Consider the following 16161-nt stretch of genomic DNA (forward strand, 5'->3'; position numbering starts at 1 on the left):
ATGTGCGGGTGACTGCATTCGCGCGGGATGGCAGAGGACGGCGCGACGCGCGCAAAGCACATGAAACCAAGCCTTGAGCAGATCATCGCAGAGCATGCGCACCGCGAAGGGCCGCTGCTGCCGATACTACACGATGTGCAGGCAAGCTTCGGCCATGTTTCCGACGACGCTATCCGATCCATCGCCCATGCGCTGAATCTCAGCCGAGCCGAGGTTCATGGGGTGGTCAGCTTCTACCACGACTTCAGTCAGACGCCAGATCCGCGCCCATCGCTCAAGCTGTGCCGGGCCGAGGCGTGCCAAGCACGCGGGGTGGAAGCGCTGGCCGCGACGATCACAGTGCCCGATGGCGTCAGGATCGAAACGGTCTACTGCCTTGGCCTGTGCAGCGTCGGCCCCAATGCCATGGCGCACGGCAAGCTGCACGCAAGGCTCGATGCGGCAAAGCTTGTGGCGCTGATGGAGACGCTGGGGTGACGTTGGTGCGCATCAGCAACGATTCCCTCGCGCTGGCCTGCGGCGCCGACGAGGTCGCGGCGGCCTTCGACGCCGCTGGCTGCACCGTCGAGCGCGTGTCCTCGTGGGGCATGCACTGGCTCGAGCCGCTGGCCGAGATCGAGGGTCAGGGCTTCGGCCCGTTGCAGCCGCAAGACGTCGCGGCGGTACTATCGGGCCAGTCCGCCAAGGCGATCGGCCCGATTGAGCAGCACCCTTTCATCGCCCGCCAGCAGCGCCGCACGTTCGTACGCGCCGGAAAGACGCGGCCGCTCAGCCTCGAAGACTATGCCGCAACCGGCGGGTGGGAAGGCTTGCGGCGCGCGCGCGACATCGGCAGCGAAGCGATCGTGACCGAAGTCACTACTTCAGGGCTTCGCGGCCGTGGCGGCGCGGGCTTTCCGACCGGCATCAAGTGGCAGACCGTGGCCCGGGCGCAGGCGGCGCAGAAGTACATCGTCTGCAATGCGGACGAAGGCGATAGCGGCACCTTCGCCGATCGCATGGTGATGGAGGGCGATCCCTTCCTGCTCATCGAAGGGATGGCCATCGCCGGTCTCGCAGTGGAGGCAATGCGCGGATACATCTACATCCGCAGCGAATACCCACATGCGATCGCCACGATGGAAGCGGCGATCCGCGCCAGTGCAGACATCGTCGCGCCATTCGTGCTGGAAGTGCGGGTGGGCGCGGGCGCCTATGTCTGTGGTGAAGAGACATCGCTGCTCAACAGCATCGAAGGCAAGCGAGGCGAAGTGCGCGCCAAGCCGCCGCTGCCCGCGCTCGAAGGCCTGTTCGGCAAGCCCACCGTGGTCAACAACGTGCTGACGCTGGCAGCGGTGCCGTGGCTTCTAGCGCACGGCGGCGCGGCCTATGCCGAAGTCGGCTTCAGCCGTTCGCGCGGGACGATGCCTATTCAAATCGCGGGCAATGTGAAGCACGGTGGCCTGTTCGAAACGGGCTTCGGAGTCACACTTGGCGACCTCGTCAATGACATCGGGGGCGGCACCGCGTCGGGTCGTCCGGTGCGCGCGGTGCAGGTTGGCGGGCCGTTGGGCGCGTATCATCCACCCTCCGACTTCCATCTGCCCTTCGACTACGAAGCCTTTGCTGCTGCCGACGGCCTCATCGGCCATGCCGGCATCACCGTGTTCGACGACAGCGTCGACATGAGCCGGCAGGCGCGCTTCGCGATGTCGTTCTGCGCGGCAGAGTCTTGCGGCAAGTGCACGCCCTGCCGCATCGGTTCGACGCGCGGGGTCGAACTCATCGACCGCATTCGCGAGCGCAAGGGCCGCGCGCCCGACCGGATCGAAACGCTGCCCCAGATGCACAACGCCCGCAAGGTGGAGCGCACGCTGGGCGACGAGATCGCGCTGCTGGAAGACTTGTGCGAGACGATGAAGTTCGGCTCGCTCTGCGCGCTCGGTGGGTTCACACCCTATCCGGTGCTCTCGGCGCTGCACCGGTTCCCCGAGGACTTTGGCATCACGCCGGTGGTGGAGCCAGCCGAATGATCCTGGGCGCGGTCCTCGCAGGCGGCCGCTCCAGCCGCTTCGGCAGCGACAAGGCACTGGCCGAACTCAACGGACGCACACTGTTGGCCCGCGCGGTGGATCAGTTGCAGCCGTTTTGCGATGCGGTGATCATCGTCGGTCGGTCGAAAGGCCCTGCGCACTGTATTGCCGACTGGCCTGCCCCCGACGCGGGACCCTTGGGCGGCTTCGCCGGCGCGCTGAACTTTGCGCGGGCCAACGGCTACGCCTCGGTACTGACGTGCGGTGTGGATTCTGTAGACATACCTGACGACCTGCCTGACCTGCTTTCGCCCCCGCCACTCTACATCGAAACGCAGCCGGTCATCGGCCACTGGCCCGCAAGTGCGGCCGACGCGCTCGAAAGACTGCTGCTCAGTTCCGCCAAGCATTCGGTGCGCGCCTTTGCCGAGATGATCGGAGCAAGAGCGGTGACATCTCTGAACACGCCCGCCAACATCAACACGCCAGCGGACCTGAAGGCCGCGCAGGAGCGACGCCATGGGTTATGAGCGCCAGGCCGATTTCGGCACACCGGAAGTGCACGGCGATCATCACGTCACCTGCACTATCGACGGACGCGCCGTCACCGTGCCCGCCGGCACCAGCGTGATGCGTGCCGCCGCGCTCGCCGGGGGATCGATCCCCAAGCTCTGCGCCAGCGACAACCTGAAGGCCTTCGGTTCATGCCGCCTCTGCCTTGTCGAGATCGAGGGCATGCGCGGCACCCCCGCTTCGTGCACGACGCCCGTGGCCGAAGGCATGAAGGTGCAGACCCAGACGCCGCACCTGCAGAAGCTGCGTCGCGGGGTGATGGAGCTCTACATCTCCGACCACCCGCTCGATTGCCTCACCTGCAGCGCCAACAACGATTGCGAGCTTCAGGACCAGGCCGCCGCCGTGGGCCTGCGCGACGTGCGCTACGGCTATGAGGGGGAAACCCATCTCGGCGCCGCGACCGACACCTCGAACCCATACTTCGACTTCGACCCGTCCAAGTGCATCGCCTGCTCGCGCTGCGTGCGCGCCTGCGACGAGGTGCAGGGCACGCTCGCGCTGACCATCGAGGGACGCGGATTTGCCTCGAAGGTTTCGGCGGGCCTTGCCGGAGAGGACTTCTTCTCGTCCGAGTGCGTCTCGTGCGGGGCCTGCGTTCAGGCCTGCCCCACCGCCACCTTGCAGGAAAAGGCGGTCAAGGACATCGGCAAGCCCGAACGCGCCGTCGTCACCACTTGCGCCTATTGCGGTGTCGGCTGCACCTTCCGCGCCGAAATGCGCGGCGAGCAGCTCGTCCGGATGATCCCGTGGAAGGACGGCAAGGCAAACCATGGCCATTCCTGCGTGAAGGGCCGTTTCGCCTGGGGCTATGCCCAGCATGCCGACCGGATCCTCTCGCCGATGATCCGCGATTCAATAGACGCCCCCTGGCGTGAGGTCAGCTGGGAAGAGGCGCTGTCCTACACCGCCCGCCGCCTTCACGAACTGCGCGAACGCCACGGTCGCAACGCGCTCGGCGGCATCACTTCCAGCCGCTGCACCAACGAAGAGACATTCCTCGTCCAGAAGCTGGTGCGTGCGGGGTTCGGCACCAACAACGTCGATACCTGCGCCCGCGTCTGCCACTCGCCGACCGGTTATGGTCTCAAGACCACGTTCGGCACCTCAGCCGGCACGCAGGATTTCGACAGCGTCGACGACAGCGACGTAATCCTCGTGATCGGCGCCAACCCCACCGACGCGCACCCCGTGTTCGCCAGCCGGATGAAGCGGCGCCTCCGCGGCAAGGACGGCAGGCCGGGCGCCCGGTTGATCGTGATCGACCCGCGCCGCACCGACCTCGTTCGTTCGCCGCACATCGCGGCGGATGTGCACCTGCCCCTGCGGCCCGGCACCAATGTCGCGGTGCTGACCGCTATGGCGCACGTGATCGTGACCGAAGGTCTCACCGATGAAGAATTCATCCGCGCGCGCTGCGATTGGGAGGAATACCGGCACTGGGCCGATTTCGTCGCGCTTGATCGCAACAGCCCCGAGTTCCTCGCGGAGGTCACCGGTGTCACACCGCACGATTTGAGGGCCGCGGCTCGGCTTTATGCGACCGGCGGCAATGCAGCGATCTACTACGGCCTCGGCGTTACCGAACACAGCCAGGGTTCTTCCACCGTCATGGCCATCGCCAATCTCGCCATGGCGACGGGCAACATCGGCCGGCGCGGTGTCGGCGTAAACCCGCTGCGCGGCCAGAACAACGTGCAAGGCGCCTGCGACATGGGCAGCTTCCCGCATGAGCTGTCGGGATATCGCCATGTGTCCGACGCCGCGACACGCGCGCTGTTCGAAGCGGAATGGGGCGTGCCGATCGATCCCGAACCGGGCTTGCGCATCCCCAACATGCTCGATGCCGCCGTCGAGGGAGCGTTCAAGGCGCTCTACATCCAGGGCGAGGACATCCTTCAGTCCGACCCAGACACCCGCCACGTTGCGGCCGGACTAGCCGCCATGGAACTGGTCATCGTCCACGACCTGTTCCTCAACGAAACCGCCAACTACGCGCACGTCTTCCTTCCGGGTTCCACCTTCCTCGAAAAGGACGGCACGTTCACCAACGCCGAACGCCGCATCCAGCGGGTGCGCAAGGTGATGGAGCCGCGCAACGGCCTTGCGGACTGGGAAGTGACGCAGGAACTCGCCAGGGCCATGGGGCTGGGCTGGAGCTACACCCACCCTTCGCAGATCATGGACGAGATCGCGCGCCTCACGCCCACGTTCTCAGGCGTGAACTACGCAAGGCTCGATGCGGAAGGATCACTGCAGTGGCCGGTCAACGCCGCTGCGCCCGATGGCAGCCCGATCATGCATGTCGACGGATTTGTCCGGGGCAAGGGCCGCTTCGTGGTCACCGACTACGTTCCGACCGATGAGCGAACCGGCCCGCGCTTTCCGCTGCTGCTTACCACAGGCCGCATCCTCAGCCAGTACAACGTCGGCGCACAGACGCGGCGCACCGCCAACGCGATGTGGCACGGCGAGGACGTACTCGAGATCCATCCGACCGATGCCGAGAACCGCGGGCTGCAGGATGGCGACTGGGTGCGACTTGCCAGCCGCTCGGGCGAGACGACTCTGCGCGCCAAGGTTACCGAGCGGGTCGCCCCCGGCGTCGTCTACACCACGTTCCACCACCCCGAGACGCAGGCCAACGTCGTCACCACCGATTATTCCGACTGGGCCACCAACTGCCCGGAATACAAGGTCACCGCCGTCCAGGTTTCGCCCAGCAACGGCCCCAGCGACTGGCAGGCGGACTATGCCGAGCAGGCGCGCCATTCGCGCCGGATCGAACCGCACCGCGCAGAGCCCGCCGAATGACGATGGACCCGCTCGACAAGCTGGTGGCGATGGTCAACCAGATCGCCCGCAACCTTGCCCATGATGGCGATCCGGCCGGCGCGACGGCCGCCCACATTGCGACCTATTGGTCCCCCCGGATGCGGGCCCAGATCGCGGCTTGCGAAGGCGAAGGGCTGACAAAGGTCGCCCGCGATGCCATAGCTCGCCTAGGCGTGCGCCATGCCGATTGACGGGGCCCGCACCGACGATTTTCTCGAACACTTTTCCGACGGTCGCCCCCAGCGCGAAGCCACGCGCGCGCTGGCGCTTGAGGCACCGGTTGCGATCGAGATCAACGGCATCGGCTACGCCGTGATGATGGCAACGCCAACGGATCTTGCCGACTATGCACTCGGGTTCTGTCTCTCGGAACAGCTGATCGCCTCGCCGGCAGAGTTCGTCTCGGCCGAAGCGAGCGAAGTGCCGCACGGCGGCTGGATGCTGCGGATCCAGCTATCGAGCAAGGGCGCCGGTCCGCTGCTGGAACGCGCGCGATTGCGCTTGGCCGAAGGCAGTTGCGGCCTGTGCGGCATCGAAAGTCTCGAACAGGTCTTGCGGCCGCTCCAAACCATCGAAGGTGCGCTCGCTGTCACGGACGACGCGGTGTTTAGCGCGCTCGCCGGGCTCAATGGGCAACAACCGCTGGGCGCCCTTACCCGCGCCGCCCACGCTGCGGCGTTCTGCACGCCGGCTGGCGAGATCGTCATGGTCCGCGAGGACGTGGGACGTCACAACGCGTTCGATAAGCTGCTGGGCGGTCTTGGCCGAGCCGGGATCGATCCCGCAACCGGTTTCGTCCTGCTCACCGCGCGGTGCAGCTTCGAGCTCGTGCAAAAGGCTATCATCGCTCGGGTTTCGCTACTCGTAACGATCTCGGCCGCATCGAGCTTGGCGGTCGATCAGGCACGAGCTCACGGCTTGCGCCTGATGACGCTCGCACGACCGGACAGCCTGCTCGAAAGCTGACAAACCGCACATTGCTCCGATCGCCCGATCGGTCAGCTTGTGGTAATGTTGCGAGAGCTTAAGAATTGTACGACTGTACAAGTCAAGCACAGCAAGGCGCGCCGATGCCCGATCGCTATCGCAAGGTTCCTTCAGCGCGGCTGTCGCGTCTCGCAGCCTTCGGTCAGCTGGCGGGTGGCCTTGCTGGCGGCGTGATTGCCGAAGGCGCGCGTCGGCTTGCCAAGGGCGAACGCCCGCAACTTTCCAGCCTCGTGCTCACGCCCGGTAACGTGGGCCGGGTGACCGAGCAACTGTCGCGCCTGCGCGGCGCCGCGATGAAGCTCGGACAGATGATCTCGCTCGATGCCGGGGATGTCCTGCCGGCCGAGCTCACGGAAATCCTTTCCCGCCTGCGCGACGCGGCGCATTTCATGCCACCCGCCCAGCTCCAGAAGGTTCTTTCAGGCCATTGGGGACCGGATTGGCGCAAGCGCTTTGCCCGTTTCGATCCGATCCCGCTCGCCGCCGCGTCGATCGGGCAGGTTCATCGGGCGAAACTGCACGATGGCCGGGACGTGGCGGTGAAGGTCCAGTATCCGGGCGTCGCTTCAAGCATCGAGGCGGATGTCGACAACGTCGCCACGCTACTTCATTTTTCCGGCCTGCTGCCTGCCGGGCTCGATATCGCACCCCTGCTGAGCGAGGCGAAGCGCCAGCTGGCCGAGGAAACCGACTACTTGCGCGAGGCCACGCAGATGCGGCGCTATGGCGGGCTGCTGGCCGACGACCGGCGTTTCGTCGTCCCCTCGCCGATCGAGGAACTGACCGGACGGCAGGTGCTGGTGATGGACTTCGTGCCCGGCCGCCCGATCGACGATCTGGCGCAGGCCCCGCAGGAAGAGCGCGATGAGGCCATGGGTGCGCTGCTCGGCCTTGTCCTGGGCGAACTGTTTCGCTTCGGCTTCATGCAGACCGATCCCAACTTCGCCAACTATCGCTGGCAGCCCGATACTGGCCGGATTGTCCTGCTCGATTTCGGCGCGGCACGCCCGGTCGCTCCGGAAACGAGTGCTGCATACACGCGGCTGATGCGCGCCGGGCTGGCAGACGATCACGATGCCCTGCGGGAAGCCCTGCTCGACGTAGGCTTCGTTTCGAAACTGCAGCTTGGCAAGCACCGCGTGCAGATCGACGCCATGATCGCCGTCCTGCTCGCCCACGTGGGCAAGCCCGGCCTGTTCGATTTCGCAGATCGCCGTTTCGTCGAACAGGTCCGCGAACATGCCATGCCGGTGTTCGAGGATCGCGCCAGCTGGCACCTTCCCCCGGCCGAAACCCTGTTCGTCCAGCGGAAGGTGAGCGGCACAGCGCTGCTCGCGGTGCGGATGAAGGCCCGCCTGCCGCTGCGCGACATGGTTGAAGCCGCTGTCAGCAGCGCCGAAGCAGATCAGGCGGCGTAGCGGTCCAGCCGAAATTCGCCGGGCACGTCGAACTGGAACCGCGCCACTGCGCCGGCAAGGTTGCGCGATGTTTCCGCCATGCTCCTCGTCGCGGCGGCCGTCTGCTCCACCATCGCGGCGTTCTGCTGCGTCATCAGGTCCATTTCGGCGATCGCGCGATCGACCTGCGCAGCGTTCTCGGCCTGCTCCTGCGTCAAGCTTGCCGCGTCCGAAACAGCCCCGCTGATATCGGTCACGCGGCCGATGATGCCGTGCAGCATGCCGCCCGCGCTCTTCACCAGCTCGGCGCCACGGTCGACCTGCTCGCGGCTGGTGGAAAGCAGCTTCTTGATGCTTTCGGCGGCTTCGCCGGATCGCTGGGCGAGCGCCCGGACTTCATTGGCCACCACCGCGAAGCCGCGGCCAACCTCGCCGACACGGGCCGCTTCCACCCCGGCATTCAGCGCCAGCAGGTTGGTCTGGAACGCGATTCCGTCGATGATCTCGGCAATCTGGACCACTTCCTGCGCGCTGCGCTGGGCATCGTCCATCGCGCTCACCGCCTGGCCCACCGCCGTGCGACCCTCTGTGGCCTGCCGCTCGGTCTCGCCCGCCGACTTGCGCAGCGCGGCCATGGCCTCCGAACTTTCTGCGAGCGCACGGGACAGCGAACCGATCGCGGCCGCGCATTGCTGGACGCTGTCGGCCTGCCGTTCGGTACGGCTGGCGAGGTTTTCGGATGCCGCGCGGATTTCCTCGGTCCCGTTGGCGATGCTTCCGCTGCTCGCCGCCACGATGCCCAGCGTCTGGGCCAACTGCGCGACGGCAGCGTTGAAATCCTCTTCGGCCTGCCGGTAATCGGCGGGCAGCCCGCTCATCCGGGTGGTGAGATTGCCGACCGCGAGCGAGCGCAATGCACTGCCCATCTGGCCCAGGACGATCTCTCGCGTGTTTTGCTCGGCCTTCGCGAAGTATGTCGACAGCGCCAGGTCCATGTCGATCATCGCCGCCTTGACCAGCGCCGCTGTATCGCGCGCCAGCCGCCTTTGCCCGGGAAGGAAGCGGCGGATTCCGCGCAGCGCCATGCTCTCGATCAGATGCTCCAAGATCAGCGCATAGCCGCCGATGTACCACTGCGGGGCAAGGCCAATGCGCGCATGCGTCATGCCGATGTGATTGGCGCGCTCGAAATAGGCTTGGTCGATCCCGTGTTCGAACAGCTTTACCCAATGGTCGCGCTGGGCGTTCCGCGCGTAGTCGATCTTCTGCTGCGAGGAAAAGAAGCCCGACAGCGCCGGCGTGCTCGACAGCTTCTCGTAGAATTTTGCCAGGCCCTGATCGACCGACCGCGCGATCACGGCGCCGAGGCGCGCGAAGCTACCCCGGTTGCGCTCCAACTCATAGAATTCGATGCGCTGCTGCAATTCCTGGTTGTTTGCCACGGCGGTTGGTCCCTGCTGACGAGTTGCGATCCTCGTTGCAGGAATGGCGAATAGGAACGAATTAGTCTGAAATTGTAACCTCGGGTGATTCCTGATGTACCGAAGGGCAAGAGTCGGCCTTAGAGCCAGCCCGCTTCACGATACCAGGCCGCCGTCGCGTGAAGGCCCATCCTCGTCTCGACCTTGGCGCGCCACAGCGCCTCGGGCGGCTGGTTGCTCTCACCCGCAAGCCAGTCGGGATGGCACATGTATCCGACCCGGTCCTCGGTCAGCTTGGCCTTGTCCTTGCGGAAGAAGCGATCCGCCCGGGCGCCGAAGCGGAGCAGGCCAGGCGGCAGCGACATCGGCGTCACGCGCCGCCCCACCGCAACGCCGATCGCTTTTGCCAGCGAATGATGGGTCCATCCGCCCGGCTGTCCATCATCGGGCTCGAACACCCGGCCGGTGACGTCTTCGCCGGGCGGCAACAGCGCAAGCAGCAGCCTTGCCAGATCGTTCACGTGGATGATCGACAGTCGTCCCTCGGGCGGCAAAGGCATGAAGCCCTTGCGCGCCAGCCGGAACAGCTCGAGCATCTCGGTATCGCGCGGGCCGTAGACCGCAGGCGGGCGCACCACCGTCCAATCGAGCGGCGCCGCCTTTACCAGTCGCTCGCCCTTCAGCTTGCTGGCGCCATACAGCGAAAGCTGCGGCTCGCGCGCCGAAAGCGACGAGACATGGACCAGCCGTGGAACGCCCACACGCAGCGCGGTCTCGATCACGTTCATCGTCCCCGTGACGTTTCCTGCCTCGAAGCCAGCCGCATCGGGCGCGTTCACCACGCCGGCGATGTGCACCACCACCGTCGCCCGGCCGAACAGGCGCCGCAGCGCAGCCTTGTCGGCCAGATCGCCCTGCACCCATTCCACCCCGGCGCGCGGTTCCTGCGGGCGCCGGGCCAGCGCCCTCACCTCGAGCCCGCGCCGCTGTGCCAGGTCGAGCACCGCCTGCCCGACGAACCCTGTCGCGCCGGTTACCGCCAGCAGGTCTGCTCCCATCAGATCAGGACCAACTGGTCGCGGTGAATCAGCGCGGAACGGGGGGCATAACCAAGAATGTCCTCGTGCTCGCGGCTGTGGTGGCCCATGATCCGGGCGCATTCGGCGGCGTCGTATTCGCTCAGCCCCCGCGCCAGCGTGGTCCCGTCGGGGCCGAGCACCGCGATCGCATCGCCCCGCTCGAAATCCCCGTCGACCGCGCGCACACCCGCGGCAAGCAGGCTCGATCCCCGCCCCAGTGCAGCCGCCGCGCCTGCATCGACATGGACCGCGCCGCGCAGGCGCATCCGGCCGCCGAGCCAGGCCTTGCGCGCCCGCTTTCGCCCGCGCGGTACGAACAGGGTGCCCCGATCGGACTCCAGCGCCGTCGCCACTGGCAGAAGCGGCTGCCCGTCGATGATGGCCAGCGCCATGCCCGCCAGTTCGGCGATCTCGGCCGCCTGGAGCTTGCTGGTCATGCCGCCTGAGCCGAGGCCGGAGGACGAGCCGCCCGTCGCCATCGCATGAATGTCGGCCGTCACGCCGCGCACTACCGGGATCCGTACCGCGCCCGGCTGGCGCGGATCGCGGTCATACAGCCCGTCGATGTCCGAAAGCAGCAGTACTCCCTTCGCTGCAGCGGCCTGCCCCACGCGCGCTGCAAGCCGGTCGTTGTCGCCGAAGCGGATTTCCTGCGTCGCAACGGTGTCGTTCTCGTTGATCACCGGGACGGCACCAGCCGCCAGCAATGTGCCCAGCGTTGCCGTCACGTTCAGATAGCGGCGCCGGTCCTCCAGATCCTCGAGCGTCAGCAGGACCTGCGCGGCCGTCAGGCCGTGAGCCGCGAGCAGTTCGGCCCAGAGCCCGGCCAGCGCGATCTGGCCAACCGCAGCAGCGGCTTGCGCATCCGAAAGGCTGCCCCGACCGCCCTTCGCCAGGCCGAGCCTGCGCGCGCCGAGTGCAATCGCGCCCGAAGACACGACGATCACTTCCTGGCCGCGCGCCCGCATGGCCGCGATCTCGCCCACCAGCGCAGTCAGCCACTCGCGGCGCGGCGCGCCATCCTTGCCCACGAGCAGCGCCGACCCGACCTTGACCACGAGACGGGGACAGGCGGCGGAATCGGCTAGGTCTGCGAGCTGGTGGATGGTCATGGCCGCACGGGGCTTAGGTGAATTGTGGCACAAGGTGAAGGGCGGTTCGGGCCGCACAGGGCACGTCCCGACGAACGCTGCCCACCGCGATGCACTACTGGCCGGATCACCTGGCCAAGCAGCAGGTGGAGCGCTTCATCCGATCGGCGACCACGGCTTGCGGTCTTCCTCTTCCTCGACTTCCCCATCGGGCCGCTCGGTCACGGTGGCGGCGGGCAAATAGTCGAGCACGGCGTCGAGCAGCGCCTCGATCCCCCGCCCGGTCGCGCCCGAAATCGGGAAGACTTCGTCTGCCCCTGCCGCGAGCAGCTCCTCGCGGAACGCCTGGATCAGTTCCTTGTCGACAAGGTCGATCTTGTTGAGCGCAACCAGGCGCGGCTTTTCGTCCAGCCCCGCGCCATAGGCTTCGAGTTCGCCCTCCACGATGCGCATCGCCTCGACCGGATCGGTCTCGCTATGGATGTCGATCAGGTGGATCAGCACGCGGCAGCGCTCGATGTGCCCCAGGAAGCGATCGCCGATGCCCGCGCCCTCTGCCGCGCCTTCGATCAGGCCCGGAATGTCGGCCAGCACGAATTCGCGACTGCGATGGCTGACCACGCCGAGTTGCGGCCGGGTCGTGGTAAAGGCATAGGCGCCCACCTTGGCCTTGGTATTGGTGACCTGGTTGATGAAGGTCGACTTGCCGGCGTTGGGCAGCCCGACGAGCCCGGCATCGGCCAGCAGTTTGAGCCGCAGCCACACATACATTTCCTGGCCCGGCCAGCCCGGTCCGCACTGTCGCGGGGCCCGGTTGGTCGACGTCTTGTACGACAGGTTGCCACGCCCGCCGTCGCCGCCACGCAGCAGCACTTCGCGCTGACCGGCCTCGACCAGGTCGAGCAGCACCGTCTCGCGATCGTCGTCGAGCACTTGCGTACCGACCGGAACCTTGATGACCAGATCATCGCCGCCAGCGCCGGTGCGGTTCTTGCCCGCGCCGCCCATCCCGCGCCGCGCCTTGAAATGCTGGGTGTAGCGGAAATCGATCAGAGTGTTGAGCCCGGCCACCGCCTCGAACACGATGTCGCCGCCCTTGCCGCCGTTGCCGCCGTCAGGGCCGCCGTACTGGAGGTACTTTTCGCGACGGAAGCTGACAGCGCCGGGTCCGCCCGCGCCCGAACGGATGAAGATCTTGGCCTGGTCGAGAAAATGCATGGGCTGGGCAATCCGAAGCGAGAGACGGTAACTTGCGCCGGGGCGCTCGGGTCTGCAAGGCGCATCGGCAAAAGCGAAAAGGCCGCCGGAAGACCGGCGGCCTTTCAGGATCTGGTGGAGCCGAGGGGGATCGAACCCCTGACCTCGTCATTGCGAACGACGCGCTCTCCCAGCTGAGCTACGGCCCCGTTCCAGTATCAACCCTCTCGAAGCCTCGCAGGACGAAGCGCCGTTCGGGAGCGCGGCCCTTAGCGCAGGCGCCAAGCCCTTGCCAAGAACAAAATTCGCCGGCGAAGGTTCAGAAGGCGCCAGTCCCTGCCCCCGCCTGCACGGTCGGCAGCACGATCGCGGGCGCGGAAGATGCCGAGGGCGATCCCATTCCCCCGCCAGTGCTGGCCTGCCCCGCAGCGGACTGGCCATATTGCGACTGCCAGGTCGCCAGATCGGCGCGATACTTCTCGTACCGGCGATAGAAGTCGTCGAACACCACCTCGATGTTCGGCAGGTTCACTGCCGCAAAGCTCTCGAGATCTGCCGGCTTGACGGCCACGCCATCACGGCTGACCGCCAGCACCGCATCACAGAAGTCCGACAGCGTCGGCGGCAACGCAAAGTGGTTGTAGACTGAAGTCATGTACGCTTCGCGCGGAGCGACGAACTTGGCGCCGTACTTCTTGCGGAATTCCGCATCGACCGTCTTGTTGGCGGCCGTCAGCACCTTGGCGTTGCTGGTCAGGAAGGCGCGATAGCGCACCAGGATGTCAGCGTGCTTGGGCGCGCTGCAGTTCAGCGCCGCGACGTTGTAAGCCGAACGGAGGTTCCACAACGCCTGGGCCGGGCTGATGTTGCGGTTGACCGACTGGCGCAGGCCGAGCGCATCGACCGGCGGAATGTCGAGATTGTTGCTCGCACCATTGGGCGGCATCGGCTTGGGCGGGATCACCACGACCTTGGGCGGCGGAGGCGGTGGCGGCGGTGGTGGCGGCGGCTTGGCGCACGATGCCAGCAAGACGGCGAGCGAAGTCGCTGCGATGAACGGTACTGGACGGAACAGCACCGCAAGGCGCTTCGAATTCGACATCAACACTCCCCCGAGATCCCCGCTACGACGTAACGCCATGAACCGTTGGGACTTTCTCCAGACTGAACAGCGACGATAGCGGCATTGTCCAGCAATGAAAATGCCCGGCCGGCTTTCAGGGCCAACCGGGCATCGCAAACCTGTGCGTTAATCCCGAACGATCAGCGACGATCGCCCATGAACTGCAGCAGGAAGGTGAACATGTTGATGAAGTCGAGGTACAGCGTCAGCGCCCCCATCACCACCGCCTTGCCCGCGAAATCGGTGCCGGCAAGATAGGCATACTGGTCCTTCAGGCGCTGGGTATCGTAGGCGGTCAGGCCCGCGAAGATCAGCACGCCCAGGAAGCTGATGCCCCAGGCAAGGCCCGGCGACTGCAGGAAGATGTTGATCAGCGACGCGATCAGGATGCCGAACAAGCCCATGATCAGGAACGTGCCCATGCCCGACAGGCTCTTCTTCGTGGTGTAGCCAAAAAGGCTAAGACCAGCGAAGGCGCCCGCCGTGGCGAAGAACGTCGCCGCGATCGAAGGACCGGTGTAGACGAAAAAGATCGAAGACAGGCTCATGCCCATCACCACGCTGAACGCCCAGAACAGGCCGCGCACCGCGTTGGTCGACAGGCGGTTGATGCCGAAGCTCATGATCATGACGAAGGCGAGCGGCGCCAGCGCCACTAGCCAGCGCAGCGGGGTGCCGAACACCGCGGCCGCGGCGCCAGTCGTGGCGAACAGCAGCGCAACGATGCCCGAAAGCAGAATGCCCGAGGCCATGTAGTTGTAGATCGACAGCATGTAGCGCCGCAGGCCCGCGTCGAAGACCTCGCTGCGGCTGGTGGCGCCCGAAAGGCTCGGAGACGCGCCGAAGCCCGTCCGGGGCTGAGGGTCGTTCCAGTTTGCCATAATGCTCGTTTCACTCCATGCGGAACCGGGATCGGCTCCAATGCATGCGAATATCGCGCTTGGGGGCCCGGGTTTCAAGCGAAACCGGAGCCCTGCCTTTGTGACAAATTGTAAATCAGCCTTTCGGAATCCGGTCAGGATTTGCGGGCTTCGCGGGTCATCTCTGCGCTGCGATCCCGCGCCGCGCGCAACGTGTCCTGCATCAGGCGCAGCATCCGCTCGTCCGCATCGAGCACGTCGAGGCCTTTTTGCGTCGTGCCGCCCGGGCTCGCGACACGGCGCGCAAGCTCGCCCGGCGCGTGGGGCGATTGGGCCGCCAGCAGCGCCGCACCTTCTACCATGGCCAGCGCCAGCCGATCGGCCTGCTCGCGCGGAAGCCCCAGATCGGCCGCGCCTTGCGCCAGCGCATCGATGAAGCGGTAGACGAACGCCGGACCCGATCCCGCCAGCGCGGTAACCAGGTCCATCTGGTCCTCGCCAGAAAGCCATTCGCCCTGCCCCAGCGGTTTCATCAGCGCATCGGTCAGCTCGCGCGCGGCTCCTTCGGCATCGCCCACGAGTGCGATCGGCGATTTGCCCAGCGCGACCGAAAGATTTGGCATGACCCGCACGATCGCTCCCGCATCAGGGAAAGCGCCGCGCAGCGTTTCCATGTCCACGCCGGCAAGAATCGACAGGACGAGCGTGTTCGCGCCGACATGCGGGGCCACGGCGGCAATGGCCTCGGCAAGTTGCTGCGGCTTGAAGCCCAGCAGCACGACATCGCCCGGTGCTTCACCCTCCGGCGCGGCGCGCAGCAGTCGCACGCCATCAGGCGCGCTTTCCAGAAACGGATCGACCACGGTGAAAGTGTCTGGCGCCAACCCGCCTGCCAGCCACCCGGCGAGCATGGCGCCGCCCATATTGCCGCAACCGAACTGAAGGATGTGCATCGGAATTTCCTGCTTCAAGCTTCGCCGGCAGCGTCGACCAGCGCGCTTGCCAAGGCATCCACCGGGCTCTTGTCACCCCACAGGATGAACTGGAAGGCGGGATAGAAGCGATCGCATTCGTCGATCGCCGCTTCAACCGCGGATTGCGCCTGACCAAGACTGAGCAGGCCATCGTCGCCAAGCATCAGCGCGTGGCGATAAAGCAGCACCGAACCGTTCGACCACACGTCGAAATGGCCCAGCCAGACCTGTTCGTTGATCAGCGCCATGACTTCATAAACCGCGGCGCGCTTGTCATCGGGAACGCGGATGTCCGGCAGGCACAGGATCTGCAGCACATGATCCTCGGTCCGCCACACGCAGCGAACCTGATAGGTGGCCCATGACCCCTGGATCTCGCCGTGGATCTCGTCGTCGGAAACGAACTCGCAAGGCCACCCGCGCGCCTCGAACAGCGAGGCGAGCATGTCGACGGGCGCCGCATCGTCGCGTTCGCTGTCGTCGTGGCCGGTCCGCATCATCGCTCTCCGGGGCCGGAGCCCATGGCGGTCGGGAGGATCCCGACGCGCGCTCCCCGGTTCCATCGCGAAGTACGGCCGGGGGAACAATCACAGGTTAACAGCCGCTTGGGCA

General features: G+C 66.2%; 15 protein-coding genes and 1 tRNA gene. 7 read left to right on the forward strand and 9 right to left on the reverse strand.

Translation table 11 applies throughout. The features are described from left to right. The first annotated feature begins 60 nt into the window (after nt 1–60). The 7 genes from AACH40_RS13700 to AACH40_RS13730 all read left to right on the forward strand — a co-directional run bounded on the left by AACH40_RS13700 (nt 61) and on the right by AACH40_RS13730 (nt 7825). On the forward strand, nt 61–477 hold the full coding sequence (locus AACH40_RS13700; protein ID WP_338642884.1) for an NAD(P)H-dependent oxidoreductase subunit E: 417 nt from the start codon (nt 61–63) through the stop codon (nt 475–477). Then, on the forward strand, nt 474–2012 hold the full coding sequence (locus AACH40_RS13705) for an NADH-ubiquinone oxidoreductase-F iron-sulfur binding region domain-containing protein (protein ID WP_338642885.1): 1539 nt from the start codon (nt 474–476) through the stop codon (nt 2010–2012). The genes AACH40_RS13700 and AACH40_RS13705 overlap by 4 nt, the downstream gene beginning before the upstream one ends. Further along, a complete protein-coding gene (gene mobA, locus AACH40_RS13710) occupies nt 2009–2542 on the forward strand; it encodes a molybdenum cofactor guanylyltransferase (protein ID WP_338642886.1) in 534 nt (177 codons plus the stop codon). The genes AACH40_RS13705 and mobA overlap by 4 nt, the downstream gene beginning before the upstream one ends. After that, nucleotides 2532–5399 carry a formate dehydrogenase subunit alpha gene (gene fdhF, locus AACH40_RS13715; RefSeq protein ID WP_338642887.1) on the forward strand — a complete coding sequence of 956 codons (2868 nt, stop codon included), beginning with the start codon at nt 2532–2534 and terminating at the stop codon, nt 5397–5399. The genes mobA and fdhF overlap by 11 nt, the downstream gene beginning before the upstream one ends. Beyond that, entirely contained in the window at nt 5396–5611 is a 216-nt protein-coding gene (locus tag AACH40_RS13720; RefSeq protein WP_338642888.1) for a formate dehydrogenase subunit delta, read from the forward strand. The genes fdhF and AACH40_RS13720 overlap by 4 nt, the downstream gene beginning before the upstream one ends. After that, nucleotides 5601–6386: a formate dehydrogenase accessory sulfurtransferase FdhD gene (gene fdhD, locus AACH40_RS13725; protein WP_338642889.1), complete on the forward strand. Its 786-nt coding sequence runs from the start codon at nt 5601–5603 to the stop codon at nt 6384–6386. The genes AACH40_RS13720 and fdhD overlap by 11 nt, the downstream gene beginning before the upstream one ends. 104 nt (nt 6387–6490) lie before the next feature. Further along, complete coding sequence (locus AACH40_RS13730) at nt 6491–7825, forward strand: AarF/ABC1/UbiB kinase family protein (protein ID WP_338642890.1); 1335 nt, start codon at nt 6491–6493, stop codon at nt 7823–7825. Here AACH40_RS13730 and AACH40_RS13735 read toward each other — a convergent pair. From AACH40_RS13735 to AACH40_RS13775, 9 genes are all read right to left on the reverse strand, one after another. Further along, entirely contained in the window at nt 7813–9246 is a 1434-nt protein-coding gene (locus AACH40_RS13735) for a globin-coupled sensor protein (RefSeq protein WP_338642891.1), read from the reverse strand. The genes AACH40_RS13730 and AACH40_RS13735 overlap by 13 nt on opposite strands. 119 nt (nt 9247–9365) lie before the next feature. Continuing rightward, nucleotides 9366–10283, reverse strand: a complete 918-nt coding sequence (locus AACH40_RS13740; RefSeq protein ID WP_169491758.1) for an NAD-dependent epimerase/dehydratase family protein — start codon at nt 10281–10283, stop codon at nt 9366–9368. Beyond that, a complete protein-coding gene (gene proB / locus AACH40_RS13745) occupies nt 10283–11416 on the reverse strand; it encodes a glutamate 5-kinase (protein WP_169491757.1) in 1134 nt (377 codons plus the stop codon). Before proB ends, AACH40_RS13740 begins: the two co-directional genes overlap by 1 nt. A gap of 135 nt (nt 11417–11551) precedes the next feature. Continuing rightward, on the reverse strand, nt 11552–12613 hold the full coding sequence (obgE, locus tag AACH40_RS13750; RefSeq protein ID WP_169491756.1) for a GTPase ObgE: 1062 nt from the start codon (nt 12611–12613) through the stop codon (nt 11552–11554). 112 nt (nt 12614–12725) lie between these two features. Beyond that, nucleotides 12726–12801, reverse strand: a tRNA-Ala gene (locus tag AACH40_RS13755). A 110-nt stretch (nt 12802–12911) separates the two neighbouring features. Beyond that, complete coding sequence (locus tag AACH40_RS13760) at nt 12912–13694, reverse strand: hypothetical protein (protein ID WP_338642892.1); 783 nt, start codon at nt 13692–13694, stop codon at nt 12912–12914. Between the two features lie 161 nt (nt 13695–13855). Beyond that, nucleotides 13856–14596: a Bax inhibitor-1/YccA family protein gene (locus tag AACH40_RS13765; RefSeq protein WP_169491754.1), complete on the reverse strand. Its 741-nt coding sequence runs from the start codon at nt 14594–14596 to the stop codon at nt 13856–13858. A gap of 134 nt (nt 14597–14730) precedes the next feature. After that, nucleotides 14731–15528: a pyrroline-5-carboxylate reductase gene (proC, locus tag AACH40_RS13770; protein ID WP_338642893.1), complete on the reverse strand. Its 798-nt coding sequence runs from the start codon at nt 15526–15528 to the stop codon at nt 14731–14733. A gap of 14 nt (nt 15529–15542) precedes the next feature. Next, nucleotides 15543–16046, reverse strand: a complete 504-nt coding sequence (locus tag AACH40_RS13775) for a YbjN domain-containing protein (protein ID WP_338646100.1) — start codon at nt 16044–16046, stop codon at nt 15543–15545. Nucleotides 16047–16161: the final 115 nt, after the last annotated feature.

Source organism: Novosphingobium olei (assembly GCF_037076535.1).
Taxonomy (GTDB): Bacteria; Pseudomonadota; Alphaproteobacteria; order Sphingomonadales; family Sphingomonadaceae; genus Novosphingobium; species Novosphingobium olei.

Excerpts from the sequence above, each read along its gene's own strand:
- AACH40_RS13700 (WP_338642884.1), top strand. The coding sequence starts at position 61 with ATGAAACCAAGCCTTGAGCAGATCATCGCAGAGCATGCGCACCGCGAA.
- mobA (WP_338642886.1), top strand. The coding sequence starts at position 2,009 with ATGATCCTGGGCGCGGTCCTCGCAGGCGGCCGCTCCAGCCGCTTCGGC.
- fdhF (WP_338642887.1), top strand. The coding sequence starts at position 2,532 with ATGGGTTATGAGCGCCAGGCCGATTTCGGCACACCGGAAGTGCACGGC.
- AACH40_RS13720 (WP_338642888.1), top strand. The coding sequence starts at position 5,396 with ATGACGATGGACCCGCTCGACAAGCTGGTGGCGATGGTCAACCAGATC.
- fdhD (WP_338642889.1), top strand. The coding sequence starts at position 5,601 with ATGCCGATTGACGGGGCCCGCACCGACGATTTTCTCGAACACTTTTCC.
- AACH40_RS13730 (WP_338642890.1), top strand. The coding sequence starts at position 6,491 with ATGCCCGATCGCTATCGCAAGGTTCCTTCAGCGCGGCTGTCGCGTCTC.
- AACH40_RS13740 (WP_169491758.1), bottom strand. The coding sequence starts at position 10,283 with ATGGGAGCAGACCTGCTGGCGGTAACCGGCGCGACAGGGTTCGTCGGG.
- proB (WP_169491757.1), bottom strand. The coding sequence starts at position 11,416 with ATGACCATCCACCAGCTCGCAGACCTAGCCGATTCCGCCGCCTGTCCC.
- obgE (WP_169491756.1), bottom strand. The coding sequence starts at position 12,613 with ATGCATTTTCTCGACCAGGCCAAGATCTTCATCCGTTCGGGCGCGGGC.
- AACH40_RS13760 (WP_338642892.1), bottom strand. The coding sequence starts at position 13,694 with ATGTCGAATTCGAAGCGCCTTGCGGTGCTGTTCCGTCCAGTACCGTTC.
- AACH40_RS13765 (WP_169491754.1), bottom strand. The coding sequence starts at position 14,596 with ATGGCAAACTGGAACGACCCTCAGCCCCGGACGGGCTTCGGCGCGTCT.
- proC (WP_338642893.1), bottom strand. The coding sequence starts at position 15,528 with ATGCACATCCTTCAGTTCGGTTGCGGCAATATGGGCGGCGCCATGCTC.
- AACH40_RS13775 (WP_338646100.1), bottom strand. The coding sequence starts at position 16,046 with ATGCGGACCGGCCACGACGACAGCGAACGCGACGATGCGGCGCCCGTC.